The sequence below is a fragment of the Escherichia fergusonii ATCC 35469 genome, assembly GCF_000026225.1.
Lineage (GTDB): Bacteria > Pseudomonadota > Gammaproteobacteria > Enterobacterales > Enterobacteriaceae > Escherichia > Escherichia fergusonii.
Map to the genome: position 1 here is coordinate 3,337,401 of NC_011740.1, position 18,713 is coordinate 3,356,113.

Here is an 18,713-nt window from a genome sequence, read left to right on the forward strand (position 1 = left end):
TCATGATGACAAAAGTATTGCTATCTCATCCCCCGCGCCCGACGAGCCATAACTCAAGTCGCGCTATGGTGTGGGTGCGAAAAAATCTGTTCTCCAGCTGGAGCAATAGCCTGCTGACTATTGGCTGTCTGTGGCTGATGTGGGAACTGATCCCACCATTGCTGAACTGGGCATTTTTGCAGGCTAACTGGGTTGGCTCAACGCGTGCCGACTGCACAAAAGCAGGTGCCTGTTGGGTCTTCATCCACGAACGATTTGGTCAGTTTATGTATGGGCTTTACCCACACGACCAACGCTGGCGAATTAACCTCGCATTACTGATTGGGCTTGTGTCGATCGCACCAATGTTCTGGAAAATACTCCCGCATCGCGGTCGCTATATTGCGGTATGGGCGGTGATTTACCCACTGATTGTCTGGTGGCTGATGTATGGCGGGTTTCTTGGTCTTGAGCGGGTTGAAACCCGGCAATGGGGCGGGCTGACGCTAACTTTAATTATTGCATCAGTTGGGATTGCGGGGGCGCTGCCGTGGGGGATCTTACTGGCGTTAGGTCGCCGCTCCCATATGCCGATTGTGCGTATCTTATCGGTCATTTTTATCGAGTTCTGGCGCGGTGTACCGCTGATTACCGTTCTGTTTATGTCTTCGGTCATGCTGCCGTTGTTTATGGCAGAAGGCACCAGTATCGACAAATTGATCCGCGCGCTGGTTGGCGTGATCCTGTTTCAGTCAGCATATGTTGCGGAAGTCGTGCGAGGCGGATTACAGGCGCTGCCTAAAGGGCAATATGAAGCGGCAGAGTCGCTGGCGTTGGGTTACTGGAAAACCCAGGGGCTGGTTATTCTGCCACAGGCGTTGAAGCTGGTGATTCCTGGGCTGGTAAATACCATCATCGCACTCTTCAAAGATACCAGCCTGGTGATCATCATCGGGTTGTTCGATCTTTTCAGTAGCGTTCAGCAGGCAACCGTTGATCCCGCCTGGTTGGGTATGTCGACGGAAGGGTATGTTTTCGCCGCACTGATCTACTGGATCTTCTGTTTCAGCATGTCACGTTATAGCCAACATCTGGAAAAACGTTTTAATACCGGGCGTACACCGCATTGAGGACACTATGAGCCAAATTTTACTGCAACCTGCTAACGCGATGATTACGCTGGAAAATGTCAATAAATGGTATGGACAATTCCATGTTCTGAAAAATATTAATTTAACCGTACAACCGGGAGAACGAATCGTTCTGTGTGGCCCTTCTGGTTCGGGGAAATCGACAACCATTCGCTGTATTAATCATCTGGAAGAACATCAACAGGGACGAATCGTGGTAGATGGCATCGAACTTAATGAAGATATCCGCAATATTGAGCGTGTCAGGCAGGAAGTGGGAATGGTCTTTCAGCATTTCAATCTCTTCCCTCATCTGACCGTTCTACAGAACTGTACCCTGGCACCGATTTGGGTACGCAAGATGCCTAAGAAAGAGACTGAAGCTCTGGCGATGCATTACCTTGAGCGGGTGAGAATTGCCGAACATGCCCAGAAGTTTCCGGGACAGATTTCTGGTGGTCAGCAGCAACGTGTTGCCATTGCGCGCTCGCTGTGTATGAAGCCGAAAATTATGTTGTTTGATGAGCCCACATCGGCGCTCGATCCGGAGATGGTAAAAGAAGTGCTGGATACGATGATTGGGCTGGCGCAGTCGGGTATGACAATGTTGTGCGTAACGCACGAGATGGGGTTTGCGCGAACCGTCGCTGACCGGGTGATTTTTATGGATCGTGGGGAAATAGTGGAACAAGCTGCACCGGATGAATTTTTTGCGCATCCTAAATCAGAGCGTACGAGGACATTTTTATCGCAGGTAATCCATTAAGTTTTACATGGATTCTGAACGCAAAAAGGCCATCCTTTCGGATGGCCTTTCACTTGATTTGATGTCTGGCAGTTTATGGCGGGCGTCCTGCCCGCCACCCTCCGGGCCGTTGCTTCGCAACGTTCAAATCCGCTCCCGGCGGATTTGTCCTACTCGGGAGAGTGTTCACCGACAAACAACAGATAAAACAAAAGGCCCAGTCTTCCGACTGAGCCTTTTGTTTTATTTGATGTCTGGCAGTTCCCTACTCTCGCATGGGGAGACCCCACACTACCATCGGCGCTACGGCGTTTCACTTCTGAGTTCGGCATGGGGTCAGGTGGGACCACCGCGCTACTGCCGCCAGACAAATTCTTTTCTAATCTGCCGAACTTTAACCTAAAAAGTGGTGCTGATACCCAGAGTCGAACTGGGGACCTCACCCTTACCAAGGGTGCGCTCTACCAACTGAGCCATATCAGCACACTAAATTTGATGCCTGGCAGTTCCCTACTCTCGCATGGGGAGACCCCACACTACCATCGGCGCTACGGCGTTTCACTTCTGAGTTCGGCATGGGGTCAGGTGGGACCACCGCGCTAAGGCCGCCAGGCAAATTCTGTTTCATCAGACCGCTTCTGCGTTCTGATTTAATCTGTATCAGGCTGAAAATCTTCTCTCAATCCGCCAAAACACCTTCGGCGTTGTAAGGTTAAGCCTCACGGTTCATTAGTACCGGTTAGCTCAACGCATCGCTGCGCTTACACACCCGGCCTATCAACGTCGTCGTCTTCAACGTTCCTTCAGGACCCTTAAAGGGTCAGGGAGAACTCATCTCGGGGCAAGTTTCGTGCTTAGATGCTTTCAGCACTTATCTCTTCCGCATTTAGCTACCGGGCAGTGCCATTGGCATGACAACCCGAACACCAGTGATGCGTCCACTCCGGTCCTCTCGTACTAGGAGCAGCCCCCCTCAATTCTCCAGCGCCCACGGCAGATAGGGACCGAACTGTCTCACGACGTTCTAAACCCAGCTCGCGTACCACTTTAAATGGCGAACAGCCATACCCTTGGGACCTACTTCAGCCCCAGGATGTGATGAGCCGACATCGAGGTGCCAAACACCGCCGTCGATATGAACTCTTGGGCGGTATCAGCCTGTTATCCCCGGAGTACCTTTTATCCGTTGAGCGATGGCCCTTCCATTCAGAACCACCGGATCACTATGACCTGCTTTCGCACCTGCTCGCGCCGTCACGCTCGCAGTCAAGCTGGCTTATGCCATTGCACTAACCTCCTGATGTCCGACCAGGATTAGCCAACCTTCGTGCTCCTCCGTTACTCTTTAGGAGGAGACCGCCCCAGTCAAACTACCCACCAGACACTGTCCGCAACCCGGATCACGGGTCCACGTTAGAACATCAAACATTAAAGGGTGGTATTTCAAGGTCGGCTCCATGCAGACTGGCGTCCACACTTCAAAGCCTCCCACCTATCCTACACATCAAGGCTCAATGTTCAGTGTCAAGCTATAGTAAAGGTTCACGGGGTCTTTCCGTCTTGCCGCGGGTACACTGCATCTTCACAGCGAGTTCAATTTCACTGAGTCTCGGGTGGAGACAGCCTGGCCATCATTACGCCATTCGTGCAGGTCGGAACTTACCCGACAAGGAATTTCGCTACCTTAGGACCGTTATAGTTACGGCCGCCGTTTACCGGGGCTTCGATCAAGAGCTTCGCGTTACCGCTAACCCCATCAATTAACCTTCCGGCACCGGGCAGGCGTCACACCGTATACGTCCACTTTCGTGTTTGCACAGTGCTGTGTTTTTAATAAACAGTTGCAGCCAGCTGGTATCTTCGACTGATTTCAGCTCCACGAGCAAGTCGCTTCACCTACATATCAGCGTGCCTTCTCCCGAAGTTACGGCACCATTTTGCCTAGTTCCTTCACCCGAGTTCTCTCAAGCGCCTTGGTATTCTCTACCTGACCACCTGTGTCGGTTTGGGGTACGATTTGTTGTTACCTGATGCTTAGAGGCTTTTCCTGGAAGCAGGGCATTTGTCACTTCAGCACCGTAGTGCCTCGTCATCACGCCTCAGCCTTGATTTTCCGGATTTGCCTGGAAAACCAGCCTACACGCTTAAACCGGGACAACCGTCGCCCGGCCAACATAGCCTTCTCCGTCCCCCCTTCGCAGTAACACCAAGTACAGGAATATTAACCTGTTTCCCATCGACTACGCCTTTCGGCCTCGCCTTAGGGGTCGACTCACCCTGCCCCGATTAACGTTGGACAGGAACCCTTGGTCTTCCGGCGAGCGGGCTTTTCACCCGCTTTATCGTTACTTATGTCAGCATTCGCACTTCTGATACCTCCAGCATGCCTCACAGCACACCTTCACAGGCTTACAGAACGCTCCCCTACCCAACAACGCATAAGCGTCGCTGCCGCAGCTTCGGTGCATGGTTTAGCCCCGTTACATCTTCCGCGCAGGCCGACTCGACCAGTGAGCTATTACGCTTTCTTTAAATGATGGCTGCTTCTAAGCCAACATCCTGGCTGTCTGGGCCTTCCCACATCGTTTCCCACTTAACCATGACTTTGGGACCTTAGCTGGCGGTCTGGGTTGTTTCCCTCTTCACGACGGACGTTAGCACCCGCCGTGTGTCTCCCGTGATAACATTCTCCGGTATTCGCAGTTTGCATCGGGTTGGTAAGTCGGGATGACCCCCTTGCCGAAACAGTGCTCTACCCCCGGAGATGAATTCACGAGGCGCTACCTAAATAGCTTTCGGGGAGAACCAGCTATCTCCCGGTTTGATTGGCCTTTCACCCCCAGCCACAAGTCATCCGCTAATTTTTCAACATTAGTCGGTTCGGTCCTCCAGTTAGTGTTACCCAACCTTCAACCTGCCCATGGCTAGATCACCGGGTTTCGGGTCTATACCCTGCAACTTAACGCCCAGTTAAGACTCGGTTTCCCTTCGGCTCCCCTATTCGGTTAACCTTGCTACAGAATATAAGTCGCTGACCCATTATACAAAAGGTACGCAGTCACCCCATAAAGAGGCTCCCACTGCTTGTACGTACACGGTTTCAGGTTCTTTTTCACTCCCCTCGCCGGGGTTCTTTTCGCCTTTCCCTCACGGTACTGGTTCACTATCGGTCAGTCAGGAGTATTTAGCCTTGGAGGATGGTCCCCCCATATTCAGACAGGATACCACGTGTCCCGCCCTACTCATCGAGCTCACAATATGTGCATTTTTGTGTACGGGGCTGTCACCCTGTATCGCGCGCCTTTCCAGACGCTTCCACTAACACACACACTGATTCAGGCTCTGGGCTTCTCCCCGTTCGCTCGCCGCTACTGGGGGAATCTCGGTTGATTTCTTTTCCTCGGGGTACTTAGATGTTTCAGTTCCCCCGGTTCGCCTCATTAACCTATGGATTCAGTTAATGATAGTGTGACGAATCACACTGGGTTTCCCCATTCGGAAATCGCCGGTTATAACGGTTCATATCACCTTACCGACGCTTATCGCAGATTAGCACGTCCTTCATCGCCTCTGACTGCCAGGGCATCCACCGTGTACGCTTAGTCGCTTAACCTCACAACCCGAAGATGTTTCTTTCGACTCATCATCGTGTTGCGAAAATTTGAGAGACTCACGAACAACTTGCGTTGTTCAGTGTTTCAATTTTCAGCTTGATCCAGATTTTTAAAGAGCAAAACTTCGCAGTGAACCTTTGCAGGTACACTCTGAAGTATTTTTTATTTAATCACTACAGAGATGGTGGAGCTATGCGGGATCGAACCGCAGACCTCCTGCGTGCAAAGCAGGCGCTCTCCCAGCTGAGCTATAGCCCCATAACATGTAGTTAAAACCTCTTCAAATTTGCGGTGCAAATTTGGTAGGCCTGAGTGGACTTGAACCACCGACCTCACCCTTATCAGGGGTGCGCTCTAACCACCTGAGCTACAAGCCTGTAGAGGTTTTACTGCTCATTTTCATCAGACAATCTGTGTGAGCACTGCAAAGAACAGTTCTTTAAGGTAAGGAGGTGATCCAACCGCAGGTTCCCCTACGGTTACCTTGTTACGACTTCACCCCAGTCATGAATCACAAAGTGGTAAGCGCCCTCCCGAAGGTTAAGCTACCTACTTCTTTTGCAACCCACTCCCATGGTGTGACGGGCGGTGTGTACAAGGCCCGGGAACGTATTCACCGTGGCATTCTGATCCACGATTACTAGCGATTCCGACTTCATGGAGTCGAGTTGCAGACTCCAATCCGGACTACGACGCACTTTATGAGGTCCGCTTGCTCTCGCGAGGTCGCTTCTCTTTGTATGCGCCATTGTAGCACGTGTGTAGCCCTGGTCGTAAGGGCCATGATGACTTGACGTCATCCCCACCTTCCTCCAGTTTATCACTGGCAGTCTCCTTTGAGTTCCCGGCCGGACCGCTGGCAACAAAGGATAAGGGTTGCGCTCGTTGCGGGACTTAACCCAACATTTCACAACACGAGCTGACGACAGCCATGCAGCACCTGTCTCACGGTTCCCGAAGGCACATTCTCATCTCTGAAAACTTCCGTGGATGTCAAGACCAGGTAAGGTTCTTCGCGTTGCATCGAATTAAACCACATGCTCCACCGCTTGTGCGGGCCCCCGTCAATTCATTTGAGTTTTAACCTTGCGGCCGTACTCCCCAGGCGGTCGACTTAACGCGTTAGCTCCGGAAGCCACGCCTCAAGGGCACAACCTCCAAGTCGACATCGTTTACGGCGTGGACTACCAGGGTATCTAATCCTGTTTGCTCCCCACGCTTTCGCACCTGAGCGTCAGTCTTCGTCCAGGGGGCCGCCTTCGCCACCGGTATTCCTCCAGATCTCTACGCATTTCACCGCTACACCTGGAATTCTACCCCCCTCTACGAGACTCAAGCTTGCCAGTATCAGATGCAGTTCCCAGGTTGAGCCCGGGGATTTCACATCTGACTTAACAAACCGCCTGCGTGCGCTTTACGCCCAGTAATTCCGATTAACGCTTGCACCCTCCGTATTACCGCGGCTGCTGGCACGGAGTTAGCCGGTGCTTCTTCTGCGGGTAACGTCAATGAGCAAAGGTATTAACTTTACTCCCTTCCTCCCCGCTGAAAGTACTTTACAACCCGAAGGCCTTCTTCATACACGCGGCATGGCTGCATCAGGCTTGCGCCCATTGTGCAATATTCCCCACTGCTGCCTCCCGTAGGAGTCTGGACCGTGTCTCAGTTCCAGTGTGGCTGGTCATCCTCTCAGACCAGCTAGGGATCGTCGCCTAGGTGAGCCGTTACCCCACCTACTAGCTAATCCCATCTGGGCACATCCGATGGCAAGAGGCCCGAAGGTCCCCCTCTTTGGTCTTGCGACGTTATGCGGTATTAGCTACCGTTTCCAGTAGTTATCCCCCTCCATCAGGCAGTTTCCCAGACATTACTCACCCGTCCGCCACTCGTCAGCGAATCAGCAAGCTGATCCCTGTTACCGTTCGACTTGCATGTGTTAGGCCTGCCGCCAGCGTTCAATCTGAGCCATGATCAAACTCTTCAATTTAAAAGTTTGATGCTCAAAGAATTAAACTTCGTAATGAATTACGTGTTCACTCTTGAGACTTGGTATTCATTTTTCGTCTTGCGACGTTAAGAATCCGTATCTTCGAGTGCCCACACAGATTGTCTGATAAATTGTTAAAGAGCAGTTGCGACGCGGCTTTCAGCTCACTGTCGCGAGGTGGCGTATATTACGCTTTCCTCTTTCAGAGTCAACCCTGAATTTCAGGATTTTTTCTCTTCGTTGTTCCGACCATCTTGTGAAGTGTTTCACATTGTCGTCTCAACGGAGGCGCATTATAGGGATCCCATTTTTTTGCACAAGTACTTTTTTGATCTTTTTTTCTGTTTGTTGTTTTTTCACCCTTTTTGCTGCATTCGCACACAAAACGGTGCTTTTTTGCATACTAAAAGACTTGCACAAGGCCAATAATGCACCCAAAGTCATTAGTAAATCATTTATTGTTGAGGTAAGTATGTCTGATGTTTTACGCCCATACCGCGATCTTTTTCCACAAATCGGTCAGCGCGTAATGATCGACGATAGTAGTGTAGTGATCGGTGACGTTCGTTTGGCTGATGATGTGGGGATCTGGCCACTCGTTGTGATTCGTGGTGATGTACATTATGTACAGATTGGAGCACGCACCAATATCCAGGATGGCAGTATGTTGCATGTCACCCATAAGTCCTCATACAACCCAGATGGCAACCCATTAACCATTGGCGAAGATGTCACTGTTGGTCATAAGGTGATGCTCCACGGCTGTACCATTGGCAATCGAGTGTTGGTTGGGATGGCATCAATTTTACTTGATGGTGCAATAGTAGAAGATGATGTGATGATTGGTGCGGGTAGCCTGGTCCCACAAAATAAACGGCTGGAGAGCGGATATCTGTATCTCGGTAGCCCCGTCAAACAGATCCGCCCATTAAGTGATGAAGAGAAGGCCGGGTTACGCTATTCCGCGAATAACTACGTGAAATGGAAGGACGAGTATCTGGATCAGGGTAACCAAACCCAACCTTGATCATCTTCGCTTTGATCCTGAATCAAGCTTTCTGCTTCTTCTTCCAGGTCCCAGCGATGCTGACGAAAACTCGCTAACCACTGTTCTGGCGTATCTCCTGCAAAGCGGTTCGCCAGACTCTCTCCAGTAATAGCGCAAGTGAGCTGCATACCATTTACAAGAGCGGGAAAACAAACGCATTTTTTACTCTCGTTCCACTCTTCCCTGTCCGGAAACTGGATGGCCTGATTCACGCGGACAACTCCTCCTGCAATTGCTTTATAACTGGTTCTATGTCAGGCAGAACACCGTGCCAGAGAAGAAAGGCATGAGCCGCCTGTGCCACCAGCATCCCCAATCCATCCGCATTACGCTTTGAACCTCGCAGCTCACACCATGCCAGAAAAGGTGTTTTTCCTTTCTGATAGAACATGTCATAGCAACACATGCCTGAATGAATGAGCGATGCCGGGATCGCGGGAATATCACCACTGATGCCACTGGATGTTGCATTAATAATGAGATCGAACTCATGCCCCTCCAGTTCGTCCATACCCAACGCCTGAATACTGCCCGTGTGCGCAAACAATTTAGCCAACTCTTCCGCGCGGGATACCGTCCGATTAGTGATTGTCACCGCGCAGTCCAGAGAAAGGAGTGGAAGTAATACACCACGAGACGCCCCACCAGCGCCGATGAGTAGAATACGTAAACCAGGGCGGATAAAAGACAGACGTTCCAGATCGCTTAACAAGCCTACGCCATCGGTATTGTCACCCAGCAGGCGTCCATCTTCTAACCGTTTGAGGGTATTAACAGCACCAGCCAACGCTGCCCGTTCAGTAAGTTCATCAGCTCTGGCAAAGGCCTCTTCTTTAAAAGGCACCGTCACATTCGCTCCTTTACCACCAGCACTAAAGAAAGCGTTCAGTGTGTTAATGAAATCATTGATAGGTGCCAGCACGCGCCCATAGGGATGTTCAATATTCAATTGCTGAGCAAATTGCTGATGAATGAATGGCGATTTGCTGTGGGCTATTGGATTACCAAAAACAGCATAGTTTTCCATTATGTTACCCCTGTCGAAACAGTTCACCCGTCAGGGCATCGCGGATTTCTGAAGGATTTAAACGCCCTCCCGTTTCACCAGGCACAACCGGGAACGCTGCGCCAAATTGTGCGCGAACTTCGTCTACTGTTCGACAAGGCGGCAATCCACTCAAGTTGGCACTGGTAGAAACCAGCGGTTTACCATAAGCCTGGCACAAAGCAACCACCAACGGATGGTCGGTGACTCGTACAGCAAGCGAATCAAAGCGGCCTGTCAACCAGCGCGGTGTTGTCGCAGGCGCGGGAAAGACAAAGGTGACGGGACCTGGCCAGCGAGAAAAAATGGTTTCACGCTGCGCATCAGTCAGCATGCAGTCATCAATATAGGGTTTAAGCTGCTCGTAATTTGCCGCGATTAAAATCAGCCCCTTATCAACCGGACGCTGTTTTAGTTCCAACAGTCTCATCACTGCTGTTTCGCTATCAGGATCGCACCCGACACCGAAAACGGCTTCCGTGGGATAGGCGATGACACGTTCTTCATTGAGGACATCTATCGCAGCTGCGATAGCGTCTCCTTGCAGGTTATTATTCACGTTATTATTCCGCCGAAACCGGCTTTCCACATTGTTTACTGGCACAAAAGTGTTTTACACCCTGCGCGGTTTTCTTTTCGATGAGTAGCGGATAATGACACTCAGGGCATTCTCCGGCTATAGGTTTGAAGTTAATGGCAAATTGACACTCCGGGTAGCGATCACAGGAATGAAATGTTTTGCCATAACGGGAGCGGCGCTGGACCAGATGGCCCGTCCGACATTGAGGACAGGTAATTGCTGTTTCGTCCGGTTTATCGATAAGTTCGGTATGTTCGCATTCAGGATACTTACTGCAACCAACAAACATACCAAAGCGCCCCTGGCGTAAGACCAGATTTGCGCCGCATGCAGGGCAAATCTGTCCCTCCAGAACTTTGACGATATGTCCATCCGCTGAAGATTTCAGAGGACGGACGTAGTCACACGCCGGATACTGTGAGCATCCAAGAAACGGACCGTGTTTCCCGGATCGAATAACCAGTTCAGCCCCGCACTTTGGGCAGGACTCATTATTACGCACCGTGAACAGTGCTGATTTCGCCATAACAACTTATGCTGAATTAAAGAAATGATTAATGCAGCATACCTTCATTCACTTCAAAGAGTAATTCTTCCATTTGCTGGTACGCATTTTCGCAGCCCGGAATATTGAACAACACCATCAGGATTACCCATTTCAGGTCTTCCAGGTCGAACTCAGCGGTATCCAGCGCGAGCACTCGCTCTATCACCATTTCACGGGTTTCAAGGTTAAGCACCTGAATTTGCTCAAGGAAAAGCAGAAAACCACGACAGCTGGCATCCAGTCTTTCACACTCTTCAGGGGTATAAATACGCATGGAGAGTGGATCAGAGGCCAGTTGCATCGGTTCTGCCAGTCCTTCCTGATAATCCGCAAGCTTTTCCAGCCAAAGCAGGGCATTGTAGATATCTTCTCGATCAAATCCTGCGTCGGTAAGATCCTGTTCAAGTTTGTCCTGATCCACACGCAACTCAGCTTCTGTGTGAATATAGGTTTCAAACAAATACATTAGTACGTCGAACATGGCATGCCCTCCTCAATCGGACATAGCCGCCGGGTACAGCTGCGATCCATCCTGCTAACTCCAGTTCGAGTAGTTGAGTAACTACCTCTGGCACAGGTTGGCCGGCACGTTCAGCGACGACGTCAACAGGTGTTACCTCATCTCCTACGTTAGCCAGGAGCTCAGGAAATGGCAATGCCACGTCTTCCTGATCTGGTGAATAAAATGAATTTTCAGGCGCGTCTGGCAACCAGTGCAATCCAAATTGCAAGTTTTCCAGAATTTCTTCCGGTTCCGTCACAAGAATCGCACCTTGTTTTATTAACCAGTGAGGCCCTTCGCTTCCCGGATTCCCTATTGGACCTGGCAAGGCAAAAACTTCTCGCCCCTGTTCAAGCGCACAACGCGCTGTCACCAGCGAACCACTGCGCAAAGCAGCTTCCACCACAAGTACACCTTTACTTAGACCACTGATAATGCGATTTCTTCGCGGGAAATTGTAAGCAAGAGGTGGAACATCGAGGGGAAATTCCGAGACGAGAGCTCCGCCATGTTCAAGCAGACTGGTAGCCAGCCGGGCATGGCGGCGGGGATGAATGGTATTAAGTCCATTCCCCAATACAGCAATGCTGACGCCATTCACCTGCAAGGCCGCTTTATGCGCCACACCATCGATTCCTCGCGCCAGTCCACTCGTAATTGTCACTCCACGCGTCGCCAGAGTTTCGCAAAATAATCGTCCCCAGCGTTCGCCATACCATGAATGCGCCCGACTCCCCACTACAGCAAGCTGAAATGAATGCAATGCGCGCAGTTCTCCAGCAACAAACAGCGCACCGGGGTAATCTGCTGTCGCCAGAAGTTGGGAAGGATAAAATTCACTATCCGCTGAGATTAAATGATGGTTTGGTTGATTCAACCAACAAAGTGAGCTCTCAATACTCTTTGGCGGAAATGAAAGAAAGCGTTGTGCCTGCCGCAATGTAAGCCCTGTTTGCTGCAATACAACCGCATCAATATGCGACTGTTTTGCCAGCCAGTGAGCTATACGGACCATATCATCGCCGTACAAGCTGCTGACGCTCATTAAACGCAGCCAAATTTCTGTATCGACCATCCTTATCTCCCTGCCATAAGCAGCCTTAGCAATCTTTGCGATTGGTCAGTGATGCTGTCAATCAGAGGGGGATTTGTCTAGAATAGAAGAAATAATCTTTCTAACTCCTGAACACATCTCTGGAGATTTATGTCAGTTTTGCAAGTGTTACATATTCCGGACGAGCGGCTTCGCAAAGTTGCTAAACCGGTAGAAGAAGTGAATGCAGAAATTCAGCGTATCGTCGATGATATGTTCGAGACGATGTACGCAGAAGAAGGTATTGGCCTGGCGGCAACCCAGGTTGATATCCATCAACGTATCATTGTTATTGATGTTTCGGAAAACCGTGACGAACGGCTGGTGTTAATCAATCCGGAGCTTTTAGAAAAAAGCGGCGAAACAGGCATTGAAGAAGGTTGCCTGTCGATCCCTGAACAACGTGCTTTAGTGCCACGCGCAGAGAAAGTTAAAATTCGCGCCCTGGACCGCGACGGTAAACCATTTGAACTGGAAGCAGACGGTCTGTTAGCCATCTGTATTCAGCATGAGATGGATCACCTGGTCGGCAAACTGTTTATGGATTATCTGTCACCGCTGAAACAACAACGTATTCGTCAGAAAGTTGAAAAACTGGATCGTCTGAAAGCCCGGGCTTAAGGATAAGAATTAACGTGTCAGAATCACTACGTATTATTTTTGCGGGTACACCTGACTTTGCAGCGCGTCATCTCGACGCGCTGTTGTCTTCTGGTCATAACGTCGTTGGCGTGTTCACCCAGCCAGACCGACCGGCAGGACGCGGTAAAAAACTGATGCCCAGCCCGGTTAAAGTTCTGGCTGAGGAAAAAGGTCTGCCCGTTTTTCAACCTGTTTCCCTGCGTCCACAAGAAAACCAGCAACTGGTCGCCGACCTGCAGGCTGATGTTATGGTCGTCGTCGCCTATGGTTTAATTCTGCCGAAAGCTGTGCTGGAGATGCCGCGTCTTGGCTGTATCAACGTTCATGGTTCACTGCTGCCACGCTGGCGCGGTGCTGCACCAATCCAACGCTCACTATGGGCGGGTGATGCAGAAACTGGTGTGACCATTATGCAAATGGATGTTGGTTTAGACACCGGTGACATGCTCTATAAGCTCTCCTGCCCGATTACTGCAGAAGATACCAGTGGTACGCTGTACGACAAGCTGGCAGAGCTTGGCCCACAAGGGCTTATCACCACATTGAAACAACTGGCAGACGGCACGGCGAAACCAGAAGTTCAGGACGAAACTCTTGTCACTTACGCCGAAAAGTTGAGTAAAGAAGAAGCGCGTATTGACTGGTCGCTTTCGGCAGCGCAGCTTGAACGCTGCATTCGCGCTTTCAATCCATGGCCAATGAGCTGGCTGGAAATTGAAGGACAGCCGGTTAAAGTCTGGAAAGCGTCGGTCATTGATACGGCAACCAACGCTGCACCAGGAACGATCCTTGAAGCCAATAAACAAGGCATTCAGGTTGCGACTGGTGGTGGCATCCTGAACCTGCTCTCGTTACAACCTGCGGGTAAGAAAGCGATGAGCGCGCAAGACCTCCTGAATTCTCGTCGGGAATGGTTTGTTCCGGGCAACCGTCTGGTCTGATAGTCCACTCTTCTAAGCCCGGTCTTGCCGGGCATTTTTATACTTATGAAAAAACAACGTAATTTACGTAGCATGGCGGCACAGGCCGTTGAACAAGTCGTCGAGCAAGGGCAATCATTAAGCAACATTCTGCCACCGCTCCAGCAAAAAGTTTCTGATAAAGACAAAGCACTTCTTCAAGAGTTGTGCTTTGGCGTACTGCGTACGCTTTCACAGTTAGACTGGCTGATTAATAAGTTAATGGCCCGTCCGATGACCGGCAAACAGCGCACTGTGCATTACCTGATTATGGTTGGTTTGTATCAACTGCTTTATACCCGCATTCCACCTCATGCTGCGCTGGCTGAAACGGTTGAAGGTGCTGTCGCAATTAAGCGTCCGCAACTTAAAGGGTTGATTAACGGCGTATTACGCCAGTTCCAGCGTCAGCAAGAAGAGTTATTAGCCGAGTTTAATGCCAGTGATGCACGTTATCTGCATCCTTCCTGGTTGCTGAAGCGTCTGCAAAAAGCGTATCCAGAGCAATGGCAATCCATCATTGAAGCCAATAACCAGCGTCCGCCAATGTGGCTGCGCGTTAATCGTACGCATCATTCCCGCGACAGCTGGCTTGCATTGCTGGATGAAGCAGGAATGAAAGGTTTCCCGCATGCGGATTACCCTGATGCTGTACGGCTGGAAACACCTGCACCTGTTCATGTGCTACCAGGTTTTGAAGAAGGATGGGTTACCGTTCAGGATGCATCAGCACAAGGTTGCATGGCCTGGCTTGCGCCACAAAACGGTGAACACATTCTGGATCTTTGCGCTGCCCCCGGCGGTAAAACAACGCATATCCTTGAGGTGGCGCCAGAAGCGCAGGTTGTTGCGGTTGATATTGACGAACAGCGCCTCTCTCGCGTTTACGACAATTTAAAACGCCTTGGTATGAAGGCGACCGTGAAACAAGGTGATGGCCGCTACCCTTCCCAATGGTGTGGCGAGCAACAGTTTGATCGCATTTTATTAGATGCGCCTTGTTCAGCAACCGGTGTGATTCGTCGCCATCCGGATATTAAATGGTTACGTCGCGATCGCGATATCCCGGAACTCGCGCAATTGCAGTCTGAAATTCTCGACGCCATTTGGCCGCATTTAAAATCCGGTGGAATCCTGATCTATGCCACCTGTTCGGTGTTACCGGAAGAGAATAGCCTGCAGATTAAAGCCTTTTTGCAACGTACCGCTGATGCCGAACTTTGCGAAACAGGAACACCAGAGCAACCGGGTAAACAAAATCTGCCTGGTGCCGAAGAGGGCGACGGCTTCTTTTACGCTAAGCTAATCAAAAAGTGATGAGATAACGGGTCGCGACTGATGAAAATTATCATTCTGGGTGCCGGCCAGGTTGGCGGCACACTGGCGGAAAACCTGGTTGGCGAGAACAACGATATTACTGTTGTCGATACCAACGGTGAGCGTCTGCGGACCTTGCAGGATAAATTTGACCTGCGGGTCGTGCAGGGGCATGGCTCTCATCCACGCGTATTGCGGGAGGCAGGTGCCGACGACGCCGATATGCTGGTTGCTGTAACCAGTTCAGATGAAACCAATATGGTTGCCTGCCAGGTAGCCTACTCACTTTTCAACACCCCTAATCGCATCGCTCGTATCCGCTCACCAGACTACGTGCGCGATGCCGATAAGCTATTTCATTCAGATGCTGTGCCGATTGATCATCTGATCGCACCAGAGCAGTTGGTTATCGATAATATTTACCGACTGATTGAGTATCCCGGCGCATTGCAGGTGGTGAACTTCGCGGAGGGTAAAGTCAGCCTGGCTGTGGTTAAAGCCTATTATGGCGGCCCGCTGATTGGTAATGCACTTTCGACCATGCGCGAACATATGCCACATATCGATACTCGTGTGGCAGCAATTTTCCGCCACGATCGCCCCATTCGTCCGCAAGGTTCGACCATTGTTGAAGCGGGTGATGAAGTGTTCTTTATTGCCGCTTCACAGCATATCCGCGCGGTGATGAGTGAATTACAGCGACTGGAAAAACCGTATAAGCGGATCATGCTGGTTGGTGGTGGTAATATCGGTGCAGGGCTGGCGCGTCGTCTGGAAAAAGATTACAGCGTTAAACTCATCGAACGTAATCAGCAGCGCGCTGCCGAACTGGCGGAAAAGTTGCAGAATACGATCGTCTTTTTTGGTGATGCGTCGGATCAAGAACTGCTGGCCGAAGAACATATCGATCAAGTTGATCTGTTTATTGCCGTCACCAACGATGACGAAGCCAATATCATGTCCGCCATGCTTGCCAAACGTATGGGTGCGAAAAAGGTGATGGTATTGATCCAGCGTCGCGCTTATGTGGATCTGGTTCAGGGGAGCGTGATCGATATTGCAATTTCACCGCAACAAGCGACCATCTCTGCGTTGCTTAGTCACGTGCGAAAAGCCGATATTGTTGGTGTTTCCTCATTGCGCCGCGGTGTTGCAGAAGCTATTGAAGCTGTTGCTCACGGTGATGAAAGCACCTCACGCGTTGTGGGCAGAGTCATTGATGAAATCAAGCTACCACCAGGAACGATTATTGGTGCTGTAGTACGCGGCAATGATGTGATGATTGCCAATGACAATCTGCGTATTGAGCAAGGCGATCATGTAATTATGTTCCTGACGGACAAAAAGTTTATTACCGACGTCGAACGTCTCTTCCAGCCAAGTCCTTTCTTCTTGTAATTAATAAGGCGTCTTCTGGCGCCTTATTATTTCCCTTTTCTTTTCAAGGATTAATTAAATTCATTCCCGGCAGGAAAATAGCTTAACATTTGTTAGACTTATGATTGTCGGCTTTATAGGGAGAATAACATGAGCATTATTAAAGAATTTCGCGAATTTGCAATGCGCGGAAATGTGGTGGATTTGGCAGTGGGTGTCATTATCGGTGCGGCCTTCGGTAAGATTGTCTCTTCACTGGTTGCAGATATCATCATGCCGCCGCTGGGTTTATTAATTGGTGGGATCGACTTTAAACAGTTTGCTGTCACGCTACGCGATGCGCAAGGGGATATCCCCGCTGTCGTCATGCATTACGGTGTCTTCATTCAAAACGTATTTGATTTTCTGATTGTCGCCTTTGCCATCTTTATGGCAATTAAGCTAATCAACAAACTGAATCGTAAGAAAGAAGAACCGGCAGCCGCGCCAGCGCCAACCAAAGAAGAAGTTTTACTGACCGAGATCCGTGATTTGCTAAAAGAGCAGAATAATCGCTCTTAAAAAGCCCCTGAAAGCAGAAGGCCAGTGGTAAAAAAGTGATTTACTTTCTTGCCACTGGCCTCCCAGTTTCCCCGATTGCCATGTTTTCCTTTTCGCATGTAACTACCTTTCCCCTTCTTATTTTTCTCTACACGCTGTCGGAATAAAGGATCATGTAGCAATGCTTCTATCGAATTATCTTTTATCTGTCCTTTAGTATGCTGATATCGGCTCATAAAAACTCCAGTTGGTTATTTAACGGCGCGAGTGTAATCCCGCCAGTGCAAAAAATCAACAACCACTCTTAACGCCACTCGCCCCTTGTTCAAGGGCTTCAAGAATCGAGCAATAAACACTGCTATGGGCGGTCCCACAGCAGGCATCGTTAAGGCGTTGCAAGGAACGCTGCATACTCTGCAACTCGGCTATCCGTGCTTCCACTTCCTGTAATCTTTCCTGCACAATGCCTTTTGACTCCTGACAGGTATGGTGCTCAGGATCGATACGGATCGACAGCAACTCGCGGATCGACTCCAGACTGAAACCAAGTTGTCTGGCATGGCGGATAAATTTCAATCGCTGGAGATCGCTTTCGGTATACAGGCGAAACCCACCTTCGGTACGTACTTCATGCTCCATCATCTGCTGCTTTTCGTAATAACGAATCGTGTCGGGTGTTACTTCCGCCATTTTTGCCAGCTCACCAATGCGATACATACATACTCCACTAGTTATCGTTGATTTTATTCAACAACTTGTCAGCATAATCGCCGCGTAAAAAATCGGTACTCAATCCTGCTTGTCGCAGCTTTAACTCCAGTAATGACAATCGACGACTAATCTCTTGATATTGCGGATCATCGTGACGGATACCTTCGAGGATATCCATAAGATGAATTGCTTCCCTCCGTTGCTCAAGTTCTGGCGGTAAGCAACCAGCATTCTTCAACAAGCGATACCCCGCACGTAATTCTGGTGGCACGTGGGAATCATCATCCAGGATTAATGGTTCGCCGCTACCAGGTAGGTTATCAAACTCACCTTTGGATTGTGCCTCAGTAATATGACGCTCTGCCCACTGGTCAAGTAACCACATAAATACTCCAGGGGATGAACAAAAAGAGTACAGCTATTGTAGATAAGTGGGGATACTACGGGTATAAAAAAACCCGCCGGGGCGGGTTTTTTTACGTTGCTTCAGATTACTCTGCAGCAGCTTCTGCTTTCTCTGAACGATCAACCAGCTCGATGTAAGCCATCGGCGCGTTGTCGCCTGCACGGAAGCCACACTTCAGAATACGAGTGTAACCACCGGCACGGCTCGCGAAACGCGGGCCCAGTTCGTTAAACAGTTTTGCCACGATCTCGTTATCACGAGTACGGGCGAATGCCAGACGACGATTAGCAACGCTATCAGTCTTGGCAAGAGTAATCAGCGGCTCAACTACGCGGCGCAGCTCTTTCGCTTTAGGCAGAGTCGTCTTGATGATTTCATGACGAACCAGTGAACCTGCCATATTGCGGAACATAGCCTGGCGATGGCTGCTGTTGCGGTTCAGTTGACGACCACTCTTACGATGGCGCATGACCTTATCCTTCTCAGTAAAA

General features: G+C 50.1%; 18 protein-coding genes, 3 tRNA genes and 4 rRNA genes. 8 read left to right on the top strand and 17 right to left on the bottom strand.

Going from position 1 to position 18,713, the window contains the following annotated elements; translation table 11 throughout:
* The first annotated feature begins 5 nt into the window (after positions 1–5).
* A complete protein-coding gene (locus EFER_RS16355) occupies positions 6–1,109 on the top strand; it encodes an amino acid ABC transporter permease (protein ID WP_015953776.1) in 1,104 nt (367 codons plus the stop codon).
* A gap of 7 nt (positions 1,110–1,116) precedes the next feature.
* On the top strand, positions 1,117–1,875 hold the full coding sequence (locus EFER_RS16360; protein WP_000078352.1) for an amino acid ABC transporter ATP-binding protein: 759 nt from the start codon (positions 1,117–1,119) through the stop codon (positions 1,873–1,875).
* A 231-nt stretch (positions 1,876–2,106) separates the two neighbouring features.
* On the opposite strand, the gene rrf (EFER_RS16365) is transcribed toward EFER_RS16360, so the two are convergent.
* The 7 genes from rrf (EFER_RS16365) to EFER_RS16395 all read right to left on the bottom strand — a co-directional run bounded on the left by rrf (EFER_RS16365) (position 2,107) and on the right by EFER_RS16395 (position 7,455).
* Positions 2,107–2,222: ribosomal RNA gene (rrf, locus tag EFER_RS16365) — 5S ribosomal RNA — on the bottom strand.
* A gap of 39 nt (positions 2,223–2,261) precedes the next feature.
* Positions 2,262–2,337: transfer RNA gene (locus EFER_RS16370), tRNA-Thr, on the bottom strand.
* A 14-nt stretch (positions 2,338–2,351) separates the two neighbouring features.
* A 5S ribosomal RNA gene (gene rrf / locus EFER_RS16375) occupies positions 2,352–2,467 on the bottom strand.
* 95 nt (positions 2,468–2,562) lie between these two features.
* Positions 2,563–5,467: ribosomal RNA gene (locus EFER_RS16380) — 23S ribosomal RNA — on the bottom strand.
* Positions 5,468–5,650: 183 nt separating this feature from the next.
* A tRNA-Ala gene (locus tag EFER_RS16385) sits at positions 5,651–5,726 on the bottom strand.
* Between the two features lie 42 nt (positions 5,727–5,768).
* Positions 5,769–5,845 (bottom strand) — tRNA-Ile (locus EFER_RS16390).
* Between the two features lie 68 nt (positions 5,846–5,913).
* Positions 5,914–7,455: ribosomal RNA gene (locus EFER_RS16395) — 16S ribosomal RNA — on the bottom strand.
* The 16S, 23S and 5S rRNA genes sit together here with 3 tRNA genes alongside, the layout of an rRNA operon.
* A gap of 472 nt (positions 7,456–7,927) precedes the next feature.
* On the opposite strand from EFER_RS16395, the gene EFER_RS16400 reads away from it, so the two are divergent.
* Positions 7,928–8,482, top strand: coding sequence for a gamma carbonic anhydrase family protein (locus EFER_RS16400; RefSeq protein WP_001286209.1), 555 nt, complete (start codon positions 7,928–7,930; stop codon positions 8,480–8,482).
* On the opposite strand, the gene EFER_RS16405 is transcribed toward EFER_RS16400, so the two are convergent.
* The 6 genes from EFER_RS16405 to dprA are packed head-to-tail and all read right to left on the bottom strand — an operon-like array spanning position 8,458 to position 12,252.
* On the bottom strand, positions 8,458–8,715 hold the full coding sequence (locus tag EFER_RS16405; protein ID WP_001070585.1) for a DUF1488 family protein: 258 nt from the start codon (positions 8,713–8,715) through the stop codon (positions 8,458–8,460). The genes EFER_RS16400 and EFER_RS16405 overlap by 25 nt on opposite strands.
* Positions 8,712–9,530 carry a shikimate dehydrogenase gene (gene aroE, locus EFER_RS16410; protein ID WP_000432883.1) on the bottom strand — a complete coding sequence of 273 codons (819 nt, stop codon included), beginning with the start codon at positions 9,528–9,530 and terminating at the stop codon, positions 8,712–8,714. The genes EFER_RS16405 and aroE overlap by 4 nt, the downstream gene beginning before the upstream one ends.
* A 4-nt stretch (positions 9,531–9,534) precedes the next feature.
* Complete coding sequence (gene tsaC / locus EFER_RS16415; protein WP_001353637.1) at positions 9,535–10,107, bottom strand: L-threonylcarbamoyladenylate synthase type 1 TsaC; 573 nt, start codon at positions 10,105–10,107, stop codon at positions 9,535–9,537.
* Between the two features lie 4 nt (positions 10,108–10,111).
* Positions 10,112–10,654, bottom strand: a complete 543-nt coding sequence (locus EFER_RS16420) for a DNA topoisomerase family protein (RefSeq protein WP_001129717.1) — start codon at positions 10,652–10,654, stop codon at positions 10,112–10,114.
* Between the two features lie 28 nt (positions 10,655–10,682).
* On the bottom strand, positions 10,683–11,156 hold the full coding sequence (gene smg / locus EFER_RS16425) for a DUF494 family protein Smg (protein ID WP_000460672.1): 474 nt from the start codon (positions 11,154–11,156) through the stop codon (positions 10,683–10,685).
* Positions 11,128–12,252: a DNA-protecting protein DprA gene (gene dprA / locus EFER_RS16430; RefSeq protein WP_000228564.1), complete on the bottom strand. Its 1,125-nt coding sequence runs from the start codon at positions 12,250–12,252 to the stop codon at positions 11,128–11,130. Before dprA ends, smg begins: the two co-directional genes overlap by 29 nt.
* A gap of 129 nt (positions 12,253–12,381) precedes the next feature.
* Between dprA and def the strand changes: the two genes are divergently transcribed.
* The 5 genes from def to mscL all read left to right on the top strand — a co-directional run bounded on the left by def (position 12,382) and on the right by mscL (position 17,126).
* Entirely contained in the window at positions 12,382–12,891 is a 510-nt protein-coding gene (def, locus tag EFER_RS16435) for a peptide deformylase (RefSeq protein ID WP_000114984.1), read from the top strand.
* A gap of 14 nt (positions 12,892–12,905) precedes the next feature.
* Positions 12,906–13,853, top strand: coding sequence for a methionyl-tRNA formyltransferase (fmt, locus tag EFER_RS16440; protein ID WP_000004455.1), 948 nt, complete (start codon positions 12,906–12,908; stop codon positions 13,851–13,853).
* A gap of 45 nt (positions 13,854–13,898) precedes the next feature.
* Positions 13,899–15,188 carry a 16S rRNA (cytosine(967)-C(5))-methyltransferase RsmB gene (gene rsmB / locus EFER_RS16445; RefSeq protein ID WP_002431756.1) on the top strand — a complete coding sequence of 430 codons (1,290 nt, stop codon included), beginning with the start codon at positions 13,899–13,901 and terminating at the stop codon, positions 15,186–15,188.
* Between the two features lie 21 nt (positions 15,189–15,209).
* Positions 15,210–16,586 carry a Trk system potassium transporter TrkA gene (gene trkA, locus EFER_RS16450; protein WP_000691382.1) on the top strand — a complete coding sequence of 459 codons (1,377 nt, stop codon included), beginning with the start codon at positions 15,210–15,212 and terminating at the stop codon, positions 16,584–16,586.
* A 129-nt stretch (positions 16,587–16,715) separates the two neighbouring features.
* Positions 16,716–17,126: a large-conductance mechanosensitive channel protein MscL gene (gene mscL, locus EFER_RS16455; RefSeq protein ID WP_000022442.1), complete on the top strand. Its 411-nt coding sequence runs from the start codon at positions 16,716–16,718 to the stop codon at positions 17,124–17,126.
* Here the strand turns inward: mscL and arfA are convergent.
* From arfA to rplQ, 4 genes are all read right to left on the bottom strand, one after another.
* Positions 17,123–17,341 (bottom strand): alternative ribosome-rescue factor ArfA, encoded by a 219-nt coding sequence (arfA, locus tag EFER_RS16460; protein WP_000092708.1) that lies wholly within the window; start codon positions 17,339–17,341, stop codon positions 17,123–17,125. The genes mscL and arfA overlap by 4 nt on opposite strands.
* A 55-nt stretch (positions 17,342–17,396) precedes the next feature.
* Positions 17,397–17,822, bottom strand: coding sequence for a Zn(2+)-responsive transcriptional regulator (gene zntR, locus EFER_RS16465; RefSeq protein WP_000285607.1), 426 nt, complete (start codon positions 17,820–17,822; stop codon positions 17,397–17,399).
* Between the two features lie 10 nt (positions 17,823–17,832).
* On the bottom strand, positions 17,833–18,201 hold the full coding sequence (locus EFER_RS16470; protein ID WP_000266527.1) for a DnaJ family domain-containing protein: 369 nt from the start codon (positions 18,199–18,201) through the stop codon (positions 17,833–17,835).
* Positions 18,202–18,307: 106 nt separating this feature from the next.
* Positions 18,308–18,691, bottom strand: a complete 384-nt coding sequence (gene rplQ, locus EFER_RS16475; protein WP_001216368.1) for a 50S ribosomal protein L17 — start codon at positions 18,689–18,691, stop codon at positions 18,308–18,310.
* Positions 18,692–18,713: the final 22 nt, after the last annotated feature.